The following is a 22,540-nucleotide window of genomic DNA, read 5'->3' on the forward strand; positions in this document are numbered from 1 at the left end:
AGGAACTTTTTTTTATCCCGTTATTCGTAAATCTGTCGCAAAACAGCCAAAGAATTAGGGGTATAGAATCCCGAAAAATGCAAGTGATAATAAACCATCAGCGAATCGAGAAAAGCATTTCTTTCTGCTCGCTGAAGCTTAATTGAGTACGTTTGGGGCGCACTTAAAAAATGCTTCCAAAGCTGTGAAATTTCTTCAGTAAAAAGTGAATGCGAAATTTGGTCTCTGAAAATTCCTGATTCGGGGTCCAGATATTTTTCGTCTTTAAAAAGCGGTGCAATTCCAGAAATTTTTAAAAAATTAAAAATTAACGATATATGCGAATTATGGTTATTGAGGGCAATTTCATGCCTGAACTCTTCTATTTCATTAAAAGCCAAGTCATTCTGATCTTCTTCCCTTAAAATCTGATGAAGAAAATCTGCAGTAAAAAACAGGACTGAGTTGATCTTCACATCATTAAAATCGTGGATACCGGCAGAAAGTTCGATTTTTGATGCCGTTGAAATTCCTTTTTGAGCATTGGGTTTTGCGACCGTGATGTTTAGAAGATTTAATGGAAGAAGATAAGGTTTCTTTTTATTTTTTGAAGAATAAATGCCTCGTGCAAAAAAACTCTGGTAGCCTGTATCTGCCGAAAAACAATGCAGCACAGCACCATTATCTCCATATTTCACATACGAAAGTAAGTAGCAGGTTTGGGTAAACATTAATTTACTACAGCAATTTTTGCAGTCGCAGTATCGGTTCCGTCTGCATTGGTCATCAGGACAAAATAAATCCCGGACGCTACCCGAACTCCCCGATGGTTATTGAGATTCCACTCGTAATATCCTCCTCTGGAAATAGCCTGATGAACAAGGTTTCCGGCAGCATCTGTAATGCGGATATTGGTTTTTTCAGCCAAACCTCTAATCCGTACATTGCCCTTATATTTGGAATAAACCACAGGATTCGGATACACCAATACATCCCCGAAATCCTCTGTTACATTCAAAACATCACCCTGATAAACCATCACTCCATCGAGCGTTACAAAATATACTTTTCCGGTTTTATTGTCAACTTTTATATCGGTCACGCTGTTACTTGGGAGAGGTGAATTTTCTTTTGTAAAATGCATCAGCGTCTGTTCGCCGGTTGAACTCAGATAAAAAACACCGCCATCATCAATTGAAATCCATTTTTGGTTTCCGGCATCTACCTCGATCTGCAAAATGCTGCTGTCGCGGAACAGTTCTTCACCAAGACCGTTTTCTTCAATAATCACGGGTTCTGTCTGCGGATTTTCTTCACTTATAAATGAAGATGGATTACTGATGATCCGGAGACCTATTCTTGTCCCAATCCAGATATCATCATTTTTATCAATATTCGCCGACACCACTCCATCTGCAGGTAAATTATTATTTTTTCTTAGGATTTTAAAACGGTCATCGCCTGTAACTGCAGGTGTATTTTTGTAGTCGTAGACCAGTAAACCACCTGATGAAAAGAAAGGAGCCGGAATATATAAAATTCCTCCTTTTGCAAATGGCTTCTGCACGAGTCCTGCGGTTACAGAAGAAACGAAGCCAAACTGGTCTGTAGTGGGATTATAGTGATAAAATCCAATTTCCCCGGAACTTCCCTTGGCACTCCACTGTGAAATAAGGAGCTGATTATTTTCGTCGAAAACACAGCCCACAACCCGGTTGTATGCACCACCGGTGTTTGCATAAATTTTTGCAAACTGATTATCATCCATCCGGTAAATCCCTTTGCTTCCATCTTGAAAAGTATAATTAGTGAAGAAGATTTCTGTGGGTTTTGAAGGATTGATCACGGCATCCAAAACATTGAAAGGAACAGTAGAGTTTCTGAACAGTTCAGGATATACCCAACTCGTTCCGTTAAAGTGATAATATCCTAAATTCCTGTAAATTGGTGTATTAAAAGCATCCCGACCTCCGGTAGAAATTACGATCTGGTTTTCGTGAAGATTGATTTTATACGAGGTATTGCTATATGGTCCGTCTGGTTTTAAACTGTCTCCCGCTTCATTTTTTATTCCTGAAACCCTCGTTCCTGCATAAATTTTTGAATCTGCATAAATTGCAGAATTCAGTAGTTCACCGGCATCATAGGATTTAATAAAAATTCCCGCAGTGCTAAAAAGAGAAACTGACGAAATATCTGTAACCACAATATGTTCCGGGGTTACCAAAACATCCTGTATATTAGAAAAACTCCTCGGTAGATTTGAAAATGTAGTACCGTTACCATATCTCACTGTATTTGTATTAGAATACGCAATAACGCTTCCATTGCTGATATGGCTGTAACTTTCTCCCACTATCGTGTTCCATGTTGAATAGATGGGGAAGGTTACATTGATTTCGTGCGATTTTAAACCGGTTGCGGTAACAGCGTACACCACATTATCTTTAATCACAGCTTCGCGGGCGGCCTCGTACACACCTCCACTGGTGAAAAAGGCAGAGTCACCGAATTCTTTTCTGTCTAAACGAAAAATCGAAACACCATATCCCACAGAAATTACTGCCAAATTTCCTGTAATCGAAATATGATTAATTTTTTTATCTCCGGCGTATCCTGTAGCAATCGGAATATCGACTACATAAGTTATCCCTTCTGGTGTAATGACGTCCATCGAACCATTTTGATAACCTACTAAACCTATTTTGGTTTGTGGATTATAATCAAAAGCAGAAATCTTCACTTCATGCAAACCATTTGCTTTCGAAAGTTTGCTAAGTTCGCCGCTTGCGGGGGTGTAAAAAAATATCCCGTTTTCTGTAGCTGCGATCAGTCTATTTCCATCTTCCCGGATCGCCAAAACATTATTATAGGAAAACAAATCGCTCCACTTACTGCTTGAAATTACCTGTGCAGAAATATCCAGAGCGTACAAGAGCATTAATAACGGTAATATTTTTTTCATCGGTTAATTCGTGTTGTATTTTTGAAGAGCTTATTTCTCCGGAATTTTTATATTTTCTTAAACCAAAATGCTTTCATCAATAACCTGGTTATTCCAGGAAATATTTTTTACATTCTTATTTTTGTCGAAATAAAAATTAATTTTCCCTAAAAGCAGTCCGGCCCAACCTACCTGATTTACAAGTACATTCTTGCCGGATTTATTAATAAATGACTGTGGTTCGGGTAAAAAAGTATGGGTATGTCCGCCCAAAATCAGATCAATACCATCGGTCTTTGCAGCCAGAATTTTATCTGAAATCTTCTTAGGATCATCTTTGTAATCATAACCGATGTGCGAGAGGCAAATGATCATATCACATTTTTTTTCTTTCCGCAAAAATGTAGCATAATGCTGTGCAGTTTCCACAGGATCCAGATAAAGGGTTTCGCCATAGCTCTTTTTGCCAACCAAACCTGAAAGTTCAATACCGACGCCGAAAATCCCGACTTTTATTCCATTTTTATTAAAAATTTTGTACGGTAATGTATGCCCGTCCAGAATGGTATTTTTAAAATCGTAGTTGGAGCACAGAAACGGGAATTTAGCATTTGGCTGAACTTTTTTAAAACCCTCCAGACCATTATCAAAATCATGATTGCCCATCGTCGCGGCATCATAACCCATCATCGACATGAGTTTAAACTCCAGTTCACCGCCAAAAAAATTGAAATACGGTGTTCCTTGAAAAATATCACCGGAATCCAGTAAAAGCACATTTTTTTCTTCACCGCGGATTTTCTGAATTAAAGCTGCCCTTCTTGCAAAACCTCCCTGATTGGGATTTCGGCTGTAGCTGGAATCAAACGGCTCAATCCGGCTGTGCTGGTCATTGGTATGAAGAATTGTAAGTTTGTAGTCTGAATTCTGCTCTAAAAATTTAAAGTTTTCCGCCAGCAGCAGATTCGGAGCAAGGGTGAGCGCCAAAGTTCCACCTCCTATCGTTTTCAGAAATTTCTTTCTATCCATCGGTTCTGTTTTTTTTGTTTTTAAAGTTTAAACGCACATCTTTTGGCGCCACGATTTCAGAGTTTGCCTTAAATTTTTCTAAGAACAAATCCCGAAGCCTTAAACCTGTAGAAATTAATTCTCCCTTTCCAAAAAAAGCCATATTATCACCGCCCAAAGCCAAATAATCCGAAGTTGCGATATAATAATCCTGCGTCTCGATTACTTCTTTTCCTTTTACAAGGCCTTTGATAACTTTGTCATTATCAGTTTCAATATAGAGATGAGAAACGGGGTTGTTTTTCTGGGTTTTCAGATAATAATCAAAAAGCCCCTGCAGATCCGAACCTTTCATCTTTACAATTACCACTTCGTTTTCGAAAGGCATTACTTCGTACACATGTTTGGTAAGGATATCTCCTGCGCCAATGCTGGATCGTATTCCGCCAACATTAATCACCGCGGCGTCAACACCGGCCGGGATTCCGTTTTTTTTCGCCCAGTCATCAGCACCTTCAAAAGTATAATCTGCCAGAAGATTCCCCAGATTGCTGTTATCGCCCTGTTTGTTGAGATCTACCGCAGTGTGCGAAATTTTGGTGTTCATTTTACCTTCCACTTCCTGTTTGTAAGGCTCAATAAAATCTTTAAAATTTTGAGCTTCCGGTAAATCTTTGGAAAGTGAAATGTTTTTTTCGGGGCTTACTTTGGCAATATTCAGCGGTGTTTTGCAGGCTGTAAAAGACAAAAACGCTGATGCTATAAGCAGGAATTTAATTTTCATGAAAATAAAATCTAGTGTTGCAAATATAAAGATATGAATATAAACTTATGATTGTTTTTCATAAATTCTTGTTTTAAATTTTGTAATTTTGACTGATAATTATACAACAATGAGCAATTTAAAAGGAGTTGGTGTTGCTTTGGTTACACCTTTTAATGAAGATTTATCCGTAGATTTCGATTCACTTACCAAACTGGTAGATTACAACATCGAAAACGGAACAAACTATCTTGTGGTTTTGGGAACTACCGCAGAGGCGGCAACGCTTTCGTCCGAAGAAAAAAACCAGGTTATCAACCACATTATAAAGGTTAATAATAAACGCGTTCCGCTTGTTCTGGGAATTGGTGGAAACAACACAATGGAAGTAAAAAAGCAAATCGAAGCAACCGATCTTTCGGAATTCGATGCCGTTCTTTCTGTCTCTCCTTACTACAATAAACCGAATCAGGAAGGGCTTTACCAACATTATAAAGTTTTAGCCGAAACGGGAAAAAAAATCATCATTTACAACGTACCTTCCCGGACAGGACAGAACATTGAAGCTTCCACCACACTTCGTTTAGCTGAGGAATTCCCGAATTTAATCATGATTAAAGAAGCTACACCGAATATCCTGCAGTATTTCGATATTTTGAGACTGAAACCTGCAAATTTCAATTTAGTTTCCGGTGACGACGAATTTACGCTTCCTGTAACACTAGCGGGCGGAAACGGTGTAATTTCGGTGATTGGACAAGGTTATCCGAAAGAATTCTCAACAATGGTTCAGCTGGCTTTTGAAGGAAAAGTGAAAGAAGCTTACGAAATCCACAACAAACTGGTAGAAATTACACGCTTGATTTTCGCAGAAGGAAATCCGGCAGGAATTAAAACCGTTTTGGCAGAATTAGGAATCATCAAAAATTATTTAAGACTTCCCTTGGTGGCAGCAAGCGCAGGTTTGCAGGACAAAATTAAAGCTGAAATGGCTAAATTTTAATCATATTCTCTAAAATAAATTGAAGGACTTCTTTTTGAAGTTCTTTTTTTATTGGCATTTTTCAACCAAATTTTGAAAATAACCTTCGCACTTCGCAAGTCGGGTTCCGTACCAGGAAAATGCTTCACCATCTACCAAAAATATTTTGGCGTCTGGAAGCTCTTTTAGGAGTTCCTCAACATGTTTTTGCTGAAACGGAAACGGCTCCGAAGAAAGAAAAATATAATCCGCAGTTTTCAAATCTTCCACTGAAATTTCAGGATATCTTTTATGATCTCTAAAAATGTTCTGAAAACCTATTTTATCCAAAATATCATGGATAAAAGTATCGAAGCCGACGGTCATATAAGGATTTTTCCAAATCAAATAGGCGCATTTTTTCTTTTCTAAAGTGGAAAATTTAGCAAGAATTTCATAGATTTTCAAATTAAATTTCTGAGCGATTTCTTGTTTGCCAAGTAAATTTCCCAATGTTTTTAGAAGGTAATAATTATCTTCCAGATTAGAAACATTGGTCACCAGAACTTTAAAATATTTCTGAAGCTCTTCCACATCTTCTTTTATATTCTCTTCTTTATTGGCGATGATCAGATCAGGTTTCAGGGCCTTAATCTTTGTAATATTAAGGTTCTTCGTGCCGCCAATCACAGATACATTTTTAAGCCGGTTTGCAGGATGAATACAGAATTTTGTTCTTCCGATGATTTCATTTTCAGATAAACCCAAATCAAAAAGGGTTTCGGTAATACTCGGAACCAGTGAAATGATTTTCATAAAAGTTTTTATAGAAGTTTGCCGCTCAAAAGCAGTCCTGCCACAGAAAAATAAATGACCAAACCGGTAACATCAACCAGAGTTGCCACAAAAGGTGCCGAAGAAGTAGCCGGATCCAGTTTAAAACGCTTCAGGACAAAAGGAACCATAGACCCCGAAAGCGTTCCCCACATAACGATCATCGCCAGAGAAGCACCTACACTCATCCCGATAAATTCCCAATGTTCACCGTAATTGAACCACCCAGCATATTGCCAAAGCATAATTCTGAAGAAGCCAAAAATGCCTAAAATCCCACCCAGCACCATTCCCGTAACAAGTTCTTTTTTAATTACAAGCCACCAGTCTTTAACGGTAATTTCCTGAAGTGCCATCGCACGGATAATCAATGTAGCTGCCTGTGAACCCGTATTCCCGCCACTTGAAATAATAAGTGGGACAAAAAGAGTAAGTACAACAGCCTTCTGAATTTCATCTTCGAAATAACCCATCGCCGAAGCCGTTAAAAGCTGAAAGAAAAATAAAAGAATAAGCCAGAAACCTCTTTTTTTAATCATTTCAAACCAGTGCGTTTGGCGGTAAGGTTCGTCAAGCGCTTCCATTCCCCCGAATTTCTGGATGTCTTCGGTATTTTGCTGCTCGATTTGGTCTAGGATGTCATCAATGGTAACAATTCCAACCAAAACTCCGGCTTCGGTTACAATCGGAAGCGCGGTTCTGTCGTACTTTTCGAAATACTGCACCGCATCCTCTTTACTCGTGGTGGTGGTAATGGCTACAAAATGATTGTCTGTAATTTCGGAAATCAAAGTATCTTCTTCCGCTAAAAGCAACGAACCGATCGCAATATCATCAATAAGTTGGTTTCTTTCGTCCACCACGTACAGATGGTTCATTGTTTCCATCTTTTTGCCTACTTTTTTAATCTGCTGCAGGCATCTTTTCACAGTCCATTCTTTTCGTATCTGGATGTAATACGGCGTCATCAGTCTCGCGATGGAATCGGAATCGTAACCCAAAAGTTTCAGGGCAATTCTTCTTTCCTGCGGATTAAGGTGATTGATGGAATATTTGATAAGTTCGTCCGGAAAATCCTCAAACAAAGCCGTACGGTCATCCGGCGTCATGGCATTTAAGATTTCAGAAACTTCTTCGCTGCCAATATTTCTGATGGTTTCTTCCTGAAAATCGGGATCCAGATGCGAGAACACTTCTGCCTTGTACTGTTTCGGAACTTTCAGAAATGCCAAAACGCGCTCTTTAACGGGAAGTTCGCTGAGCGTTTCTGCAATATCTGCCGGATTAAATATGAGGTCCTGGGTTTCCAAAAAACAATAAATTTTCTGTTGAACTGCAAAAATAGTTCAAAAACTTACAACTAACGAAATTAAGAATGATTAAAGCGAAGGAATATCAGTTCGCCCCGGAAATTGAATACGTTCTAGATTTACGCAGATTCTTCCCAAGATTCGTCATTGCACCGGTGGCGCCAATTTTAATTGAATTTTCTGCCGAGCCCAAAATTCTGGCGTTTTTGCGGTAGGTGTCGTAATTGGTTTCTGCCAGGAAATTGCCGAGAGAATCGTATAATTTCATACTGATGATCACCTGATTCGAGAAAACATACTTCCCTACTCCTACTTTAAAATACTTTACTTTCGGAATCACCGCGAGTTGCGCATTGTTATTTTTGCAATACTCAACAACTGCATCAACATCCACCGCATCGTAAGGCATGTATGAATCTACCCGCAACATATTATAATTGCGGAAATACTGCGTTTTTTCGGAAACAGCAGCATAAAAAGCGGTGTAAGTGGGCTCTTTAATTTCATCAATATCAGGAAAAACTTCAGGATTGAAATAGATGATATTCCGGTTCTTCAAATCCTTTGCAGTAATAATATTTTGAGCCGGAAGTGACTGGCAGCCAGTAAAAAACAAAAAAGTGCCTAAAGCAAACAGGTAAAGATGATTCATCATGATTTTGTGTTTACAAAAATACTGCCATTTAACGGAATTGCAATAAGAAAATTAAGATTTTTTTAACATTTATATCTAAGTCTTTTCCCTCATTAATCCAATAATATTTTCGTAGAAAAGAAAATTATCGTACTTTTGCACCCGTTACATAATAATCATTAAAATAATATTGGAATGTACTTAACAACAGAAAAGAAGAAAGAAATCTTCGCAAAACACGGAAAGTCTGATGCAGACACAGGAAGCGCTGAGGGACAAGTTGCCCTTTTCACTTACAGAATCAACCACTTATCTCAACACCTTAAAGCAAACCGTCACGATTTCAACACGGAGCGTTCTTTGGTTGCGTTGGTAGGTAAAAGAAAAGCGCTTTTGGATTATCTTAAGAAGAAAGATATTAACCGATACAGAGCGATTATCGCAGAACTTGGTTTAAGAAAATAATCATTTTTCCGAGAAAAATTAAAGCAACTCAATTGAGTTGCTTTTTTATGCTTAAAAGTGTATAATTCATTATACCCTTCTGCCGGAAAAAAGATTAATCACCGCTAGTAAGATGATAGATCCCACAGCTCCGGTTAAAATTTGACCTATAACTGCAGTTCCGAAAGTGGTGCCCAAAAGGTAATATCCTATTACACCACCAATGATCCCTACAATAATGTTTCCGATAAGGCCAAGGCTTCCTCCTTTAAAAATCTGTGAGCCTAGCCAGCCTGCGATTGCGCCAATAATAAGCGTCCATAAAATTCCCATAATAATATTTTTTTAATGATTTCCGGATTAAATTCCAATATTATGCCACTGGAACTAACCCTTCAGAAAACATATAATTTTTAAAAACGTAAAATCATTGCTGATGACCTATGATTCCCAGATGAGTATTATGGAAACCGTTGGGATATTTCAATCCATACCCAAGAATCCTGTCGAAAGCGGAGTGAGTGAAAAGGATAATTCCTGCAACGGTAAGATAATCGCTGCCTAAATATTTACCGACAACGAAACAGAGAATTCCTACCGTAAAATGATGAAATATGTTGTAGAAAAATGCTCCAGCTTTGCTTCCGGCCATATAACCAAGCATCGAAAGATCCGGCAAAAAGAACATCGCAGCAAACCACCACCAGGAAATTCCGGTTTGTATAAAGGCCAAAACGCCGATCAGAAATAAAGAAACATACTCCAGCTTTAATAAAATTTTCATGTTTAAAGTTTTCGGATTCGTCGCAAATCTATTTTGTTTGTTACATAAAGGGATTTAAGCACACTGCACTAATGTGGTTTAAAATCAAAGATTTTCAGTGATTTTAACTATCTTTGCCTCCGATAATTTAAAACGATTAAATATTAACCGCACTCAATACGGAGTGCCAAAGACGAACAAATTTTATGAATGCTCCACAAGCAATTATTGAAACAATTCAATTAAAAGATGGTAGAGAAATCACCATCGAAACGGGGAAGCTGGCAAAACAGGCCAACGGATCCGTAGTAGTAAGAATGGGCGGCACCATGCTTTTAGCGACCGTTGTTGCCAACAAAGAAGCAAGCCCGGGCGTAGATTTTCTTCCGTTAACGGTAGATTACAGAGAAAAATTCTATTCAGGAGGTAAAATCCCAGGAAACTTTTTCCGAAGAGAAGCAAGACCATCTGATGAAGAAATCTTAACGATGAGACTGGTAGACCGCGTTTTGCGTCCGCTTTTCCCGGAAGATTTCCATGCAGAGGTACAGGTAATGATTTCATTGATTTCTTACGATAAAGAAGTAATGCCGGAAGCCCTTGCAGGTTTAGCCGCTTCTGCAGCAATTGCCATAACCGATATCCCTTTCAACGGACCAATGTCGGAAGTAAGAGTGGTAAGAATTGATGGCGAACTTTCGGTAAACCCAAGTATGGTAGATCTTGCAAAAGCTGATCTGGATATTATGGTAGGTGCAACCAAAGATTCTATCGTTATGGTAGAAGGTATTATGGACGAAATTTCTGAGCAGGAAATGATCGAAGCGATCAAATTTGCGCATGAAGAAATTAAAGTTCAGGTTGCAGCACAGGAAAGACTTGCTGAGAGAGTAGGAAAAGCTTTCCCTAAAAGAGAATACAGCCACGAGACTCACGACGAAGAAATTCGTGCTAAAGTGTGGAAAGAAACCTTCGATAAAGTATATCAGGTTGCAAAAACCCCTTCTGCAAAAGAAGAAAGAGGTGAAAACTTCAAAGCTGTTTTAGATGAATTCTTAGCACAGTATTCTGAAGAAGAACTGGAAACAGTGAAGCCTTTCGCTAAAGTATACTTCCACGATGTGGAAAAAGAAGCGATGAGACAGATGATCCTTAACGACAAAATCCGTCTCGATGGCCGTACACCGGAAACCATCCGTCCGATTTGGTCAGAAGTTGATTATTTGCCAGGAGCGCACGGGTCCTCAATCTTCACAAGAGGTGAAACCCAGTCTTTAACAGCAGTAACTTTAGGCTCTGTAAAAGACGCCAACATGGTAGATTCAGTTGCTATTAATTACGACGAGAAATTCTTCCTTCACTACAACTTCCCGCCGTTCTCTACCGGTGAAGCAAGACCTTTAAGAGGAACTTCAAGAAGAGAAGTAGGACACGGAAACCTTGCACAGCGTGCACTACAGAACATTATCCCGAACGAGAATCCTTATACCATTCGTATCGTTTCTGATATTTTAGAATCTAACGGTTCTTCTTCAATGGCAACCGTTTGCGCCGGAACTTTAGCTTTGATGGATGCCGGTGTACAGATTACAAAACCGGTTTCGGGTATTGCCATGGGATTGGTAACTGATCCTGAATCAGGTAAGTTTACCGTACTTTCAGATATCTTAGGTGATGAAGATCACTTAGGTGATATGGATTTTAAAGTAACCGGAACTGCAGACGGAATAACGGCTTGTCAGATGGATATCAAAATCCAGGGACTTTCTATGGACATCATGGAAACAGCTTTGAGACAGGCAAGAGAAGGACGTCTACATATCCTTGGAGAAATGCTGAAAACCATCGACAAACCAAGAGCTGATGTGAAGCCACACGCTCCGAAAATGGAAGTTCTTGAGATTCCTAAAGAGTTTATCGGTGCGGTTATCGGGCCTGGTGGGAAAATTATCCAGCAGATGCAGAAAGATTTCGATACGGTTATTGCGATTGAAGAAATCGGTGAGATCGGTAGAATTGAAATCTCCGGCGTTAGCAGAGAGAATATCAATGCGACCATCGCTGCGATCAACGAAATTACTTTCGTACCAACAGTTGGTGAAGTTTATAACGGTAAAGTAGTGAAAGTTATGGATTTCGGTGCGTTTGTAGCAATTGCCAAAGGTACTGAAGGTCTTCTTCACATCTCCGAAATCGAATGGGCAAGACTTGACAAAGTTCCTTACAGCGAAGGTGATGAAGTGGAAGTGAAATTCATGGGTTATGATGACCGTAAGAAAATGAAACTTTCAAGAAAAGTTCTTTTACCAAGACCTCCGAGACCGGAACGTAAAGAAGGTGAAGGTGACAACCGCGAAAACCGCGAAAACCGTGGTCCAAGAAACGACAGAAGAGACGGTGGCGACAGAAGACAGGGTGGAAACCACAGACCTGGAAACGACAGACCACAACACAGCGGAAGAACTGAAGAAAGACCGGCTGGCGAAGATACCTTCAAGCCATTGAACGAAGGCGAAAACACTGATGATGTGAAGCCGGAAGGATTCTAATCAACAGTTTTAAAATAATGAAACCACCTCGATTGAGGTGGTTTTTTCATGAGTCCAGGGAATGGTAGGGGAAAGGAAAAACTCCCAGGTCGGGAGACTACGGAGGTTGGGGCTTAGTGGACCATGCGATGGAATCGCGCGGGAGCGGGGGAAAGCTTAGTTAATATCTGTAGTTTCTTATACCTCTTTTATTTTTGAAATGTTATTTCCAACTCTTTCAATAATCCATTTCAATCTTTTCTTGTTGAAATTGTCTAGATAAGTTAAAGTTGAAGAAAACAAAAAAGGTGTTCCAATTACTTTTTGTTCTTTGTCTTGAGTTATTAGAATAGATTTTTTATTGATTGATTTTACTACCTCAACTCCAAAATTATCATCAAATTTGAAATCATATCCTAACCAAATATTGTTTTTACTATCTACGTTATTGATTCCGAAAAAATTACTTGCTCCACTATTACAAACCACCACAATTTCGGGGTTAATTTCATTTATAATTTCATGTGTAATATTCAGTTGTTGAATTATAAAATCTACGTCAGTATCTATAATATCGTAAACTTTATTTTGGTCAGTTTCACGAAAAAAGAATAAATCGATATATGTCCAATCATTTTCATATTTGGTTTTGTTAACTAAGTCTTGAAATTTTCCGTAGTGCTTTCTATAATTGTTTACAGCATCATTAACGCTATATGAATGGGACTCGTTTACGGAGTGTTTAAGATATGAAGGATTAATGCCAACAAAAAGCAATTTCTTTTTCTGAAACTCTGAAAAACAAAAGCCTCTGTTTTTCAATTCGTTTACAAATGCTGATTTAGAATTTATTTGAAAAATTTCTTGAATTTTCTCGTAATATTTTGAATGCATAGATCTATTCCATTATTGCAAGTAAAGACATAAGAACTACGAAAGCAACTACGCCAATTATGATTGCGCCATATTTATTAAAATACTTTTTTCGTGAAAGTTTTTTGTATTGCTTTTCATAATACTTTATTTCTTCCTCATTATCTGAAACTGACTTTAATCTTCTTAACCCGGTTGAATAGTTTCTCAAGCACATATTCAAAACACGATTATTTTCAGTTATGATTTTATTCTGCATTTCATCTTGGCCTGTGCTTTTCCACTTGTAATCAATAATTCCATTGTAAATCTTATCCAATGAATTTTTGATTTCACTTTCGTCATTAGTATTAAAGTCAATTTGTGGAAAAGTAGAAATTTCATTGACAAAAGAATATTCAAAAGAAGCGTTATCCTTTGAATTAGTTTTCTTTTTTTGTGATTTTCCAACAACGTAACCTGCGGCAGCGCCTATTACGGCTTTTTCAAGATTGTTGGAGTCTTTCTTGCTGTTAATTTTTTCACGAGTTACGCTAACCCCTTTGATGTCATGACTTTTCAAGCCTGGATAGTAAAAATCAACTGCTCTTTGGATATATTCTTTCCTTGTTGAACTACTTGTGTATTTTCCAACCTCATTATGATCTACTTCAAATTTTTTATCAATAATGACAACACCATTTTTTTGTCCTATTCCTTTTAAATGAATAATGTTTTTTTCCATGGGTTCAAATTGGTTTTTGATAACTTTTCTTTGTAAAACTACAGATAACTTCTATACATATTACATATAATAATACAAATCCAACCGTATAATGTTGTTTGTCTAATCAATGTTATCTTAGTAATCCATCCAAATATAAGCAAGTTTCGCACAAATTATAGCGACAGCCTTAAAAATTCCTTCGAAGATGTTTTGGGAATTCGCTAAATAATTTCGATCTTTCAAACTTTAAAAGAAACTACAATGCTCCTATACCAACTCAAAACCTCCCCTACCACCATCAACTTTAAAGAAGTAATTGCCTATATTGATGAACATTACGATTTCACGCCGACCAAATTCACGAACGGAACTGCGGTGAATGAGGCGGGGGAAAACAACGGCTCGTGCAAGGTTTTCAGTTTTGCAAAGCTGAAGGGACTTAACGAACAGGAAACGCTGGCGCTGTTCGGGGATTTCTACAGGACTGATGTACTGAAAAATCCTGAAGGCAGCGACCACCAGAACATCCGCAACTTTATGCAATATGGCTGGGGCGGAATTGCTTTCGAGAGCGAGGCACTGGCTGAAAAAGACTGATCTGCAAAAATGTTTGGCGTAATTCTTGAAAGTGCTACTTCATAAAAAAATATTATTATGAATCCAACACTTTTAAGAAGACTCCTGATGTGGGTCGCGCCAATTGCAATAGGTTACGTCGTAAAAAAATACGAAGAGAAACAAGCCAGAAAAAAACAGGCAAAAGCACTGACCACAAACTAGTCGCTTTGAACAACAAAAAATATCCAGCTTAATAACAGGCTGGATATTTTTTTTATGCGGCAAACGAAGTGCACAAAAAACCGTAAAACTGACGAATCGCATTACGGAAAATTGAGCAGAGAAAATTCTTATGATTAATTTTGAGTACCTAAATTAAGTAAAAATGAATTTCCCTACCGACTTAGAAATTGCATCTGCAGCCAAAATTCAGCACATCAAGCATATCGCTGAGAAAATTGGAATCGACCACGATGATCTGGAATACTACGGAAAATACAAAGCCAAAATCCCGTTATCGTACATCGATGAAGAAAAAATTAAGAAGTCAAAACTTATTTTAGTCACTGCCATCAACCCCACTCCAGCGGGCGAAGGAAAAACGACTGTTTCGGTAGGCCTGTGCGACGGCCTGAATAAAATTGGGAAGAAAACCATCGCAGTGTTGCGCGAACCCAGTTTGGGGCCGGTTTTCGGGATTAAAGGCGGAGCAGCGGGCGGCGGTTATGCGCAGGTGATTCCGATGGTGGATATCAACCTGCATTTTACCGGCGATTTTGCGGCGATTGAAAAAGCCAACAACCTGCTTTCTGCACTTATCGACAATAATTTACAGAACAAAAAACATAATCTGAACATCGACCCACGAACCATTACCTGGAAGCGTGTAATGGATATGAACGACCGAAGTCTGAGACACATTGTGATTGGTTTGGGTGGATCGAACAACGGAATTGCGCGGGAAGAAGGTTTCAATATTACTCCGGCGTCTGAAGTGATGGCGATCCTGTGTCTTTCGAAGGATTTCGAGGATTTAAGAGAAAGACTCGGTAATATTTTTGTGGGGTACACTTTTGATAAAAAACCCATTTACGCCAGAGATTTAAAAGCTGAAGGCGCTATGGCCATTCTGTTGAGAGATGCTATAAAACCAAATTTGGTTCAGACTCTGGAAGGTAATCCGGCGATTCTTCACGGCGGTCCGTTTGCGAACATTGCGCAGGGAACCAACACCATTATCGCTACCAAAACCGGACTTTCTCTGGCAGATTTCGTTGTGACGGAAGCAGGTTTCGGTGCGGATCTGGGCGCGGAAAAATTCTTCCATATTAAATGTCATTATGGAAATTTAAAACCTGACGCGTATGTTCTTGTCGCTACCATCCGCGCGCTTCGTTATCATGGCGGCGCAACGAAAAAAGGGGAATTCGACAAACCCAATCTTCAGTTCGTGAAAAACGGCATCGACAACCTGAAAAAGCATATTGAAAATGCCTTTAAATTCGGTTTAAGACCGATTGTAGCCATCAATCATTTCGCAAACGATGCTGAAGAGGAAATACAGTTTGTAAAAGATGAATGCGAAAAATTGGGTGTAAAAGCCATTATTGCTGATGAGTTTTTACATGGCGGCGCCGGCATGACCGAACTGGCAGCAGAAGTGGCACGATGCGCTTTCGAATGTGGAAACGATTTCCAGCCTTTGTATAAAGTAACCGAATCGGTTGAACATAAGCTTGAAACCGTAGCGCGTGAAGTTTACGGTGCCGACAATGTGGTGTATTCGCAGAAAGCAAAAAACCAGCTGAAAACGATTTACGATTTAAACCTCGATAAACTGCCGGTTTGTATGGCGAAAACGCAGAAATCCCTGACCGACGATGAAACGAAAATCGGACGCCCAAGCAATTTCAAAATCACGGTCCGCGAATTCGAATTTGCGGCGGGAGCCGGATTTATTATTCCGATTTTGGGTGATATGATGAGGATGCCGGGCTTGCCAAATGTTCCGGCTGCCGAAGGAATGTCGATCGACAAAAACGGGGTTATTACGGGGTTGAGCTGATGACTAAAAATCTGTATAGCCTGCCTGCTTAAATTCTTTCAGCAAGTTCTGGAAGACCTTTTCTACAGGCAGGATTTCTTTAATCAACGCAGAAACCTGCCCTATTTCGAGTTCGCCTTCTTCCAGATCGCCTTCGAACATGCCGCGTTTTGCACGGGCACGGCCGAGCGTTTCTTTTAATGCTTCGGCGTTTCTGCCGGTTTCGTAAAGCTTTTCCAGGTCATAGAAAAATTTATTCTTCACCAAACGCACAGGAGCAAGTTCTTTCAGCGTTAAATGGGTATCGCCTTCGCTGAGCTGGGTTATTTTGGTTTTCCAGTCGGTATGTGCGCTGGCTTCTTCTGTCGCGGCGAACCGGGAACCGATCTGCACACCATCGGCACCGAGAATCATGGCGGCTTTCATTTGAGAACCGACGGCAATTCCCCCCGCGGCGATTAAAGGTTTTGAAATATGCTGTTTTACATTCGGGATCAGCACCATGGTGGTGGTTTCGTCTCTTCCGTTGTGGCCGCCCGCTTCGAAACCTTCGGCAACAATAGCATCCACACCGGCATCTTCGCACTTCATGGCGAATTTGGTCGAGGAAACTACATGCGCGACTTTAATTCCTTCTTTCTGGAGGGTTTCGGTGTAGGTTTTGGGATTTCCGGCGGAAGTGAAAATAATCTTCACTCCTTCTTCCAGAACAATTTTAATGATTTCCTCGAGATTCGGATAAAGCAGGGCAATATTCACTCCGAAAGGTTTATCGGTCGCGGCTTTGCATTTGCGGATATTTTCGCGCAGAATATCGGGATACATACTTGCGGAACCGATGAGTCCCAAACCGCCGGAATTAGACACCGCAGAAGCCAGACGCCAACCGGAATGCCAGATCATGCCACCCTGGATGATGGGATATTTTATTTGAAATAATTCTGTGATTCTGTTTTGCTCTTCGCGGTACATTTTTTCGGCGATCCCGAAATGGATAAAATTGCTCATGCGTAAATTTAAAAAAATAATGAGAAAGGCGGAAATCTGTGGGAAGAAAATCCGTCCCTAAATCCTAGCCCCGATGGAAGCGGCATCCTTTTCTGAAGCGAAGCGGAAGAAAAGATACAGCGGACAGCGGGTAAAGTTTTCGGAGGAAGCGAAAAACCTATTGCTCCCGAAACAAAAAACTCTGCAAAAATGCAGAGCTTAAATTTATTTTCCGTCGGTATTTTTGCGCCAGTCGGTTTTGAAAGTGCAGTCTTTGTAACGGTTGTTGATGGAGATAAATACGTTGGGCAGTTTTTCTTTCACCCATTTTTCTACCATCTCGTTTTTCTTTTTGTTGAGTGCCATCTGCTTGATTCTGTCGTAATCTGTAGCGATATCGAGCTGGTGTGCGGCAATTACATCGTCGATTTTAATGATGGTCACCACTTTTCTGTCCTGTGCCTGGGTATCCTGAAAGACCTCGGTAATATCACCTTTGTTCTGTCCAGCAATCTGGTAAGAGATGGTTGGCGGCAGGTTGAGTTTCTCCATTTTATCGGAGCCGTCTTCGGAAGTGATGATTCCGGCATTGAACTTTGTTCTTTTATCATCTGAAAAACGGAAAGCCGCTTCTTTGAAGGTAAGTTTCCCATCGAGAATCAGAGTTCTTATACTGTCGAGTTCTTTTTTCGCAGTTGCAATTTCATCGGCATTGGGTTCGGCTTTGAGAAGGATATGGCGTGCATCGTACATTTTTCCGCTCTTTTTGACGAGCTGAATCAGGTGATAGCCGAATTCAGATTCTACAGGTTCGGAGAGTTCACCCTCCTGAAGGTTAAGTGCCGCAGCCTCGAAAGGCTTCACCATTTTGCCTTTTGCAATGTTGGTATAAAGTCCGCCATTGGCAGCAGATCCCGGGTCATCGGAATAAATCCTTGCCTGACTTTCGAAAGATTCGCCGGCTAAAATATCCTGTTTAATTTTATTCAGACGTGCGATAATTTCGTTTTTATGTGCGTCGGTAAGTTTGGGATACATGACGATTTGGGATAAGCTCACCTCATCATTCACTTGTGGAAGCTGGTATCTGTAGGTATTGAAAAAATCGGTTACTTCGTTTGGAGTTACATCGGCTTTTTCGGTAATTCTCCCGAATTTCATCTGTCCGTAATAATTATCGGCATCAATTTTCTCGATGGCGTTTTTCATTTCATACGACGTACGGAATTTATAGGCCGAAAGCATTGTTTTCTCGTCGGGGAATTGGCCAAGAATCTGATTGTATTTCTGGGCAGCATTTTCTTTAATTGCTGCAGAACGGTTTTCGATGAGGGTATCTCTTTTGGCTTCGTAAATCAGAAGTTTGTTATTGATGATGCTTTCAACAAACTCGCATTTATCGGCAACGGTTGCGCCCTGCTGCTTAGCATAGTTTGCCTGCTCTTCAATATCTGATTCCAAAATAATTTCATCTCCTACCACCACTGCAATGCCGTCGACCAAATCGCCGGTTTTGAGCTGCGCATTCATTTTAGCACCGAAAAAGGCGAAAATAAAGCTCAATAGAAGTGCAAATTTTATATTCTTGTTCATATTCATTTTTTAACGATTTGCAAAATTATCATTCTAAACGAAATAACCTGCATTTTTTATTATAATTATTTCTTAAAGTTCTTTTCCAAATCCTTTCTGAATTCGGGCTGAATGACAATATTGGTTTTTGCTTTCTGCTCTGCAATAATAGCCTTCAGTCTTTCTTCATTTACTGCATCTTTTAACAGTTCTGCCGCTTCATCCTGGGTCATTTGAGTGGGCGGCAAAATCTGGTCGATTGCGATAACTAAAGTTCTTTCTTCCATTTTTGTCTGGTGCACTCCGGTTTTGAAAGGAACTTTGTATTTCGTAAAAACATCGGCATCTTCAGACATCTCTCCTTTTTCAAAATTGACAAGAATCTGTTTTTTATCGTTCAGTTTTCCGTAAAATTTTGCTTTCAGGCTTTCCCAGTTTTTTGGATTTTTAATGTCTTTTTCGATTTCTTTGGTGAGTTTGTCATCAGCAATGATTGCTACACGCCCGTCAGCACGGTTACCCCACATGTATTTCGATTTGTTTTTGTTGTAGTAATCGGTAAGCCATTCGGGATGTTTTGTCATTTCCTCGTTCAGATATTTAGAAAAAATATAATCTGAATAAAGTCCTTTGCGGAATTCATCGAGTTCTTTTTTGATATGTTTCTGGTTGGTGAAATCTGCGGAATAAAATCTCATCAAATCCTGAGCATTGACTCCGGAAAGTGCTTCTGACCATAAAGCAGGTGTAAGTTTTTCGGCATCAGCTTTTTTGTCGCCAATCAGCTTTTTAAGATCCCCAACCGTTGTTTTATCTTTTTTATACTGGTAAAGAACCGTATCGTCTTTTGCAGTACTAAAAGCCTGGTAGGATTTTTTTACATTCTGAAATGCCGGAAACTCTTTATAAGTCGGGTCAGATTTCAGATAAGCCAACATTCTATCCTGAAGATTTTCGTTGTAAAGAGAACCATTCATATCTCTCAGGAAAAAATCTCTGTTCTTATCGGTAAGAATGTAAGGTTCCACATTATAAATATTGAACACGAAATAATTCTCTCCGAAAAGCAAAGGTTCCGGCGTGTAATAACCTGCCTTTTTTCCTTTGAAAAGTTCGTAAACTTCGTCGGGAAGCGTTGGAGAACCCATCACTACTCCACCATTATTTTTTTCGTGATCGTTTGCACCGTAAAGCTTCGCGACTTCCTGGAAGCTTTTGCCTGTTTTCAGATCGTTGTAGATCTTTGTTTTGATCGATTCAGCATTTGCATCTTTCGGGAAAGAGATGGTACCGAAAACCACATATCCGAGACTTGGTCTGGAACTGAGAACTTTTGCAAACGCAATATATCCCGGCAAATCCTGAAGTGCCGTGAATGAGTTGTTTGGTAAAGTCTTTAGTTGGTTATAAAGAATATGATCTACACTTCCGGGTTTTATAAAAATAGGTTTGGGAGAAGCTTTGGTATATTTTGAGATCGCATCTTCCATTTTAATTTTTCCAGCCTTAACATCGCTGTAAATCTGCTGGTAATTGTTGTTGTCGCCGGCAGATTTTGCAACCATAAAAATCTGAACCTGCTTTTCGGTCTGGCTGTCTTTCATAAAATCATTCATAACAGGATCTATAACTTGTTTGGGATAGAAATACTGCTCCCGTAAATCGGCTTCTTTTTCCATCATTCTTTCGCGGAAAGACGCTGTAGTATCAGCTTTTTTATCTGCTGCAAACTGCTGAAGCAGGATAAAATCTTCGGTAGAACGCAGGGTTTTTTCGATCCCGCTGTTCTGTAAACCATACTGATATTCTTTTTTATAATCGGCCAGTGAAATGCTGTCTTTCCCGATAATCATGTATTGAGCAGACATTACGCTGCTGAATCCTGCCAATATTACGAAAGCAAATATTTTCTTCATATTTAAATGTTATTTTTAATTAGGAAACTGAATGATTATGATCATTACGAGGGTTAAATGTTAAACCTCAACTTCAAAAGTTGTTAAATCTTTAAAATTCTTGATTCTGGCAATCATTTCACTTTCGGTTACTTCCTGTAGTTTTTCGGTACCGAATTTTTCAACAGTGAAAGAAGCCATGGCAGAACCTACGATGAGGGCAGATTTCATGGTTTCGAAACTGAAATCTTCTTTTTTCGCAAGATAGGCCGCAAATCCTCCAGCGAAAGTATCTCCGGCTCCGGTTGGATCGAAAACTTCTTCCAGCGGAAGCGCAGGAATTGCAAATATTTTACCGTCGTGGAACAGCAATGCGCCATGTTCACCTTTTTTAATGATAACGAACTCAGGTCCCATCTCATGGATTTTCTTCGCAGCTTTCACCAAAGAATATTCACCGGAAAGCTGTCTTGCTTCTTCATCGTTAATCGTGATAACATCGGTTTTTGCAATCATCTGCATTAATGTGTCCCAGGCAGAATCCATCCAGAAATTCATGGTATCCAAAATAACCAGCTTCGGGCGGTTTTTCATCCTTTCAAGGACTGAAAGCTGAACGCCGGGGTGAAGGTTACCCAACAACAAAATCTCTGCATCCTGCATAGATTCAGGAATTTTTGGGTCGAAATTTTCCAAAACATTCACTTCAGTTACCAAAGTATCTCTGGAGTTTAAGTCGTTGTGATATTTACCGCTCCAGAAAAATGTTTTTCCTTCTTTTACGATTTCAATTCCTTCAATATTTACGCCTCTTGCGGTAAGCATGTCTAAATCTGCCTGCGGAAAATCGCCACCAATTACGGAAACGATACCGGATTCAACATTAAGGATAGAAGATGCAATGCCAATATAGGTTGCCGCGCCTCCCAAAATTTTATCTGTTTTCCCGAAAGGGGTTTCAATAGCGTCAAAAGCGACAGAACCAACAACTAATAGTTTCATTTATATTTTGTTTAAAGTTTTTAATTTATTTCGGGGAAACTTATTTCCATTCAAATGTATCGATTAAATGCTGTAAATCATTTTTTATATAAGCAACAGCTGGTGCCAGAGAATCGGGTTTTGGTCTGGAATTGAAATAGAGGTTTGCCGTTACATAATGTCTTGTGGAATCTGTAACAAAAAACTGCAGATTGGATGCTGTAGGACCGCTGAGTTCGTAAAAATTCCCGAAAACATTGCGTTCCGGATAGGTAAAAGATTTCGTATCGATACTGCTTGCTTTGATGGTATGTTCATAAACCATCTTCTCCGACTCTTTTACATGAAGTGCAAAATCATTTTTCACAGGGAAATAAGTGACGAAGACTTTGGCTTTCATTTCCGGATATTCAATGTAGTACCAGCAGTCGTTTTTTGCATTTACAATTTTAGCAAAATCCGAGTATTCGAAACTGAAACCGCACGGCGAAACGTATTTCTGGTACTTGGCCTTTGGATATTCTAACCGGAGCTCGCCCGAAGGTTTTGGCTGGGCTTCTTCAGCACATGAAAACAAAAAAAATCCTAAAAATGTGAAAATGAGTTTTTTAAACATTGCGCAAAAGTACAAATTTGATTTGAAATTTTATAGGGAGATTTCGATGCCAAAAAATGAAATTCTTTAAAGGAAAAATAAGTATTTATTAAGGAAAAAGGATTTAGGAATCTTCTTTTATTTTGCATATCAATCATTTA

Annotated in this window: 22 protein-coding genes; 6 read left to right on the forward strand and 16 right to left on the reverse strand. The window is 39.4% G+C overall.

Annotated features, from left to right (window positions below; genetic code table 11):
* Positions 1–20: 20 nt before the first annotated feature.
* From recO to CDW55_RS00760, 4 genes are read right to left on the reverse strand one after another with little or no spacing between them, the layout of a single operon-like run.
* Positions 21–710 (reverse strand): DNA repair protein RecO, encoded by a 690-nt coding sequence (recO, locus tag CDW55_RS00745; RefSeq protein WP_088467832.1) that lies wholly within the window; start codon positions 708–710, stop codon positions 21–23.
* Positions 710–2,944 (reverse strand): T9SS type A sorting domain-containing protein, encoded by a 2,235-nt coding sequence (locus tag CDW55_RS00750; protein WP_088467833.1) that lies wholly within the window; start codon positions 2,942–2,944, stop codon positions 710–712. The genes recO and CDW55_RS00750 overlap by 1 nt, the downstream gene beginning before the upstream one ends.
* A 57-nt stretch (positions 2,945–3,001) precedes the next feature.
* The gene (locus CDW55_RS00755) at positions 3,002–3,952 is read right to left on the reverse strand and encodes a bifunctional metallophosphatase/5'-nucleotidase (protein ID WP_088467834.1); all 951 of its coding nucleotides are present in this window, start codon (positions 3,950–3,952) and stop codon (positions 3,002–3,004) included.
* Positions 3,945–4,715 (reverse strand): 5'-nucleotidase C-terminal domain-containing protein, encoded by a 771-nt coding sequence (locus CDW55_RS00760; protein ID WP_088467835.1) that lies wholly within the window; start codon positions 4,713–4,715, stop codon positions 3,945–3,947. Before CDW55_RS00760 ends, CDW55_RS00755 begins: the two co-directional genes overlap by 8 nt.
* Positions 4,716–4,824: 109 nt before the next feature.
* On the opposite strand from CDW55_RS00760, the gene dapA reads away from it, so the two are divergent.
* Positions 4,825–5,697 (forward strand): 4-hydroxy-tetrahydrodipicolinate synthase, encoded by an 873-nt coding sequence (dapA, locus tag CDW55_RS00765; protein ID WP_088467836.1) that lies wholly within the window; start codon positions 4,825–4,827, stop codon positions 5,695–5,697.
* Positions 5,698–5,745: 48 nt separating this feature from the next.
* Here dapA and CDW55_RS00770 read toward each other — a convergent pair whose 3' ends face one another.
* The 3 genes from CDW55_RS00770 to CDW55_RS00780 form a co-directional block, all read right to left on the reverse strand.
* Positions 5,746–6,471 carry an ABC transporter substrate-binding protein gene (locus CDW55_RS00770; RefSeq protein ID WP_088467837.1) on the reverse strand — a complete coding sequence of 242 codons (726 nt, stop codon included), beginning with the start codon at positions 6,469–6,471 and terminating at the stop codon, positions 5,746–5,748.
* A gap of 8 nt (positions 6,472–6,479) precedes the next feature.
* A complete protein-coding gene (mgtE, locus tag CDW55_RS00775; protein WP_088467838.1) occupies positions 6,480–7,799 on the reverse strand; it encodes a magnesium transporter in 1,320 nt (439 codons plus the stop codon).
* A gap of 85 nt (positions 7,800–7,884) precedes the next feature.
* The gene (locus CDW55_RS00780) at positions 7,885–8,454 is read right to left on the reverse strand and encodes a pyruvate decarboxylase (RefSeq protein ID WP_228399584.1); all 570 of its coding nucleotides are present in this window, start codon (positions 8,452–8,454) and stop codon (positions 7,885–7,887) included.
* A 174-nt stretch (positions 8,455–8,628) separates the two neighbouring features.
* Between CDW55_RS00780 and rpsO the strand changes: the two genes are divergently transcribed.
* Entirely contained in the window at positions 8,629–8,898 is a 270-nt protein-coding gene (gene rpsO / locus CDW55_RS00785; protein WP_088467840.1) for a 30S ribosomal protein S15, read from the forward strand.
* A 69-nt stretch (positions 8,899–8,967) separates the two neighbouring features.
* On the opposite strand, the gene CDW55_RS00790 is transcribed toward rpsO, so the two are convergent.
* A complete protein-coding gene (locus CDW55_RS00790) occupies positions 8,968–9,210 on the reverse strand; it encodes a GlsB/YeaQ/YmgE family stress response membrane protein (protein WP_088467841.1) in 243 nt (80 codons plus the stop codon).
* A gap of 94 nt (positions 9,211–9,304) precedes the next feature.
* Positions 9,305–9,661, reverse strand: a complete 357-nt coding sequence (locus tag CDW55_RS00795; RefSeq protein WP_088467842.1) for a DUF4260 domain-containing protein — start codon at positions 9,659–9,661, stop codon at positions 9,305–9,307.
* A 185-nt stretch (positions 9,662–9,846) separates the two neighbouring features.
* Between CDW55_RS00795 and CDW55_RS00800 the strand changes: the two genes are divergently transcribed.
* Positions 9,847–12,189, forward strand: coding sequence for a polyribonucleotide nucleotidyltransferase (locus CDW55_RS00800; protein ID WP_088467843.1), 2,343 nt, complete (start codon positions 9,847–9,849; stop codon positions 12,187–12,189).
* 177 nt (positions 12,190–12,366) lie between these two features.
* Here the strand turns inward: CDW55_RS00800 and CDW55_RS00805 are convergent, their stop codons facing one another.
* Entirely contained in the window at positions 12,367–13,062 is a 696-nt protein-coding gene (locus tag CDW55_RS00805; protein WP_088467844.1) for a hypothetical protein, read from the reverse strand.
* Between the two features lie 4 nt (positions 13,063–13,066).
* Positions 13,067–13,765 (reverse strand): hypothetical protein, encoded by a 699-nt coding sequence (locus tag CDW55_RS00810; RefSeq protein WP_088467845.1) that lies wholly within the window; start codon positions 13,763–13,765, stop codon positions 13,067–13,069.
* Between the two features lie 243 nt (positions 13,766–14,008).
* Here CDW55_RS00810 and CDW55_RS00815 point away from each other — a divergent pair, with 243 nt between their 5' ends.
* The 3 genes from CDW55_RS00815 (at position 14,009) to CDW55_RS00820 (ending at position 16,370) form a co-directional block, all read left to right on the forward strand.
* Complete coding sequence (locus CDW55_RS00815; protein ID WP_088467846.1) at positions 14,009–14,344, forward strand: HopJ type III effector protein; 336 nt, start codon at positions 14,009–14,011, stop codon at positions 14,342–14,344.
* A 57-nt stretch (positions 14,345–14,401) separates the two neighbouring features.
* The gene (locus CDW55_RS12590; RefSeq protein WP_262484627.1) at positions 14,402–14,527 is read left to right on the forward strand and encodes a hypothetical protein; all 126 of its coding nucleotides are present in this window, start codon (positions 14,402–14,404) and stop codon (positions 14,525–14,527) included.
* A 163-nt stretch (positions 14,528–14,690) separates the two neighbouring features.
* Entirely contained in the window at positions 14,691–16,370 is a 1,680-nt protein-coding gene (locus tag CDW55_RS00820; RefSeq protein ID WP_088467847.1) for a formate--tetrahydrofolate ligase, read from the forward strand.
* A 3-nt stretch (positions 16,371–16,373) separates the two neighbouring features.
* Here CDW55_RS00820 and CDW55_RS00825 read toward each other — a convergent pair whose 3' ends face one another.
* The 5 genes from CDW55_RS00825 to gldD form a co-directional block, all read right to left on the reverse strand.
* On the reverse strand, positions 16,374–17,357 hold the full coding sequence (locus CDW55_RS00825; RefSeq protein ID WP_179285884.1) for an NAD(P)H-dependent flavin oxidoreductase: 984 nt from the start codon (positions 17,355–17,357) through the stop codon (positions 16,374–16,376).
* Positions 17,358–17,561: 204 nt separating this feature from the next.
* Positions 17,562–18,929 (reverse strand): peptidylprolyl isomerase, encoded by a 1,368-nt coding sequence (locus CDW55_RS00830; RefSeq protein ID WP_088468652.1) that lies wholly within the window; start codon positions 18,927–18,929, stop codon positions 17,562–17,564.
* Between the two features lie 65 nt (positions 18,930–18,994).
* A complete protein-coding gene (locus CDW55_RS00835; protein WP_143332907.1) occupies positions 18,995–20,824 on the reverse strand; it encodes a peptidylprolyl isomerase in 1,830 nt (609 codons plus the stop codon).
* Between the two features lie 60 nt (positions 20,825–20,884).
* Complete coding sequence (locus CDW55_RS00840) at positions 20,885–21,805, reverse strand: PfkB family carbohydrate kinase (protein ID WP_088467849.1); 921 nt, start codon at positions 21,803–21,805, stop codon at positions 20,885–20,887.
* Positions 21,806–21,845: 40 nt separating this feature from the next.
* The gene (gene gldD / locus CDW55_RS00845) at positions 21,846–22,400 is read right to left on the reverse strand and encodes a gliding motility lipoprotein GldD (RefSeq protein WP_088467850.1); all 555 of its coding nucleotides are present in this window, start codon (positions 22,398–22,400) and stop codon (positions 21,846–21,848) included.
* Positions 22,401–22,540 lie beyond the last annotated feature (140 nt).

The organism is Chryseobacterium sp. VAUSW3 (assembly GCF_002205795.1).
Taxonomy (GTDB): Bacteria; Bacteroidota; Bacteroidia; order Flavobacteriales; family Weeksellaceae; genus Kaistella; species Kaistella yananensis.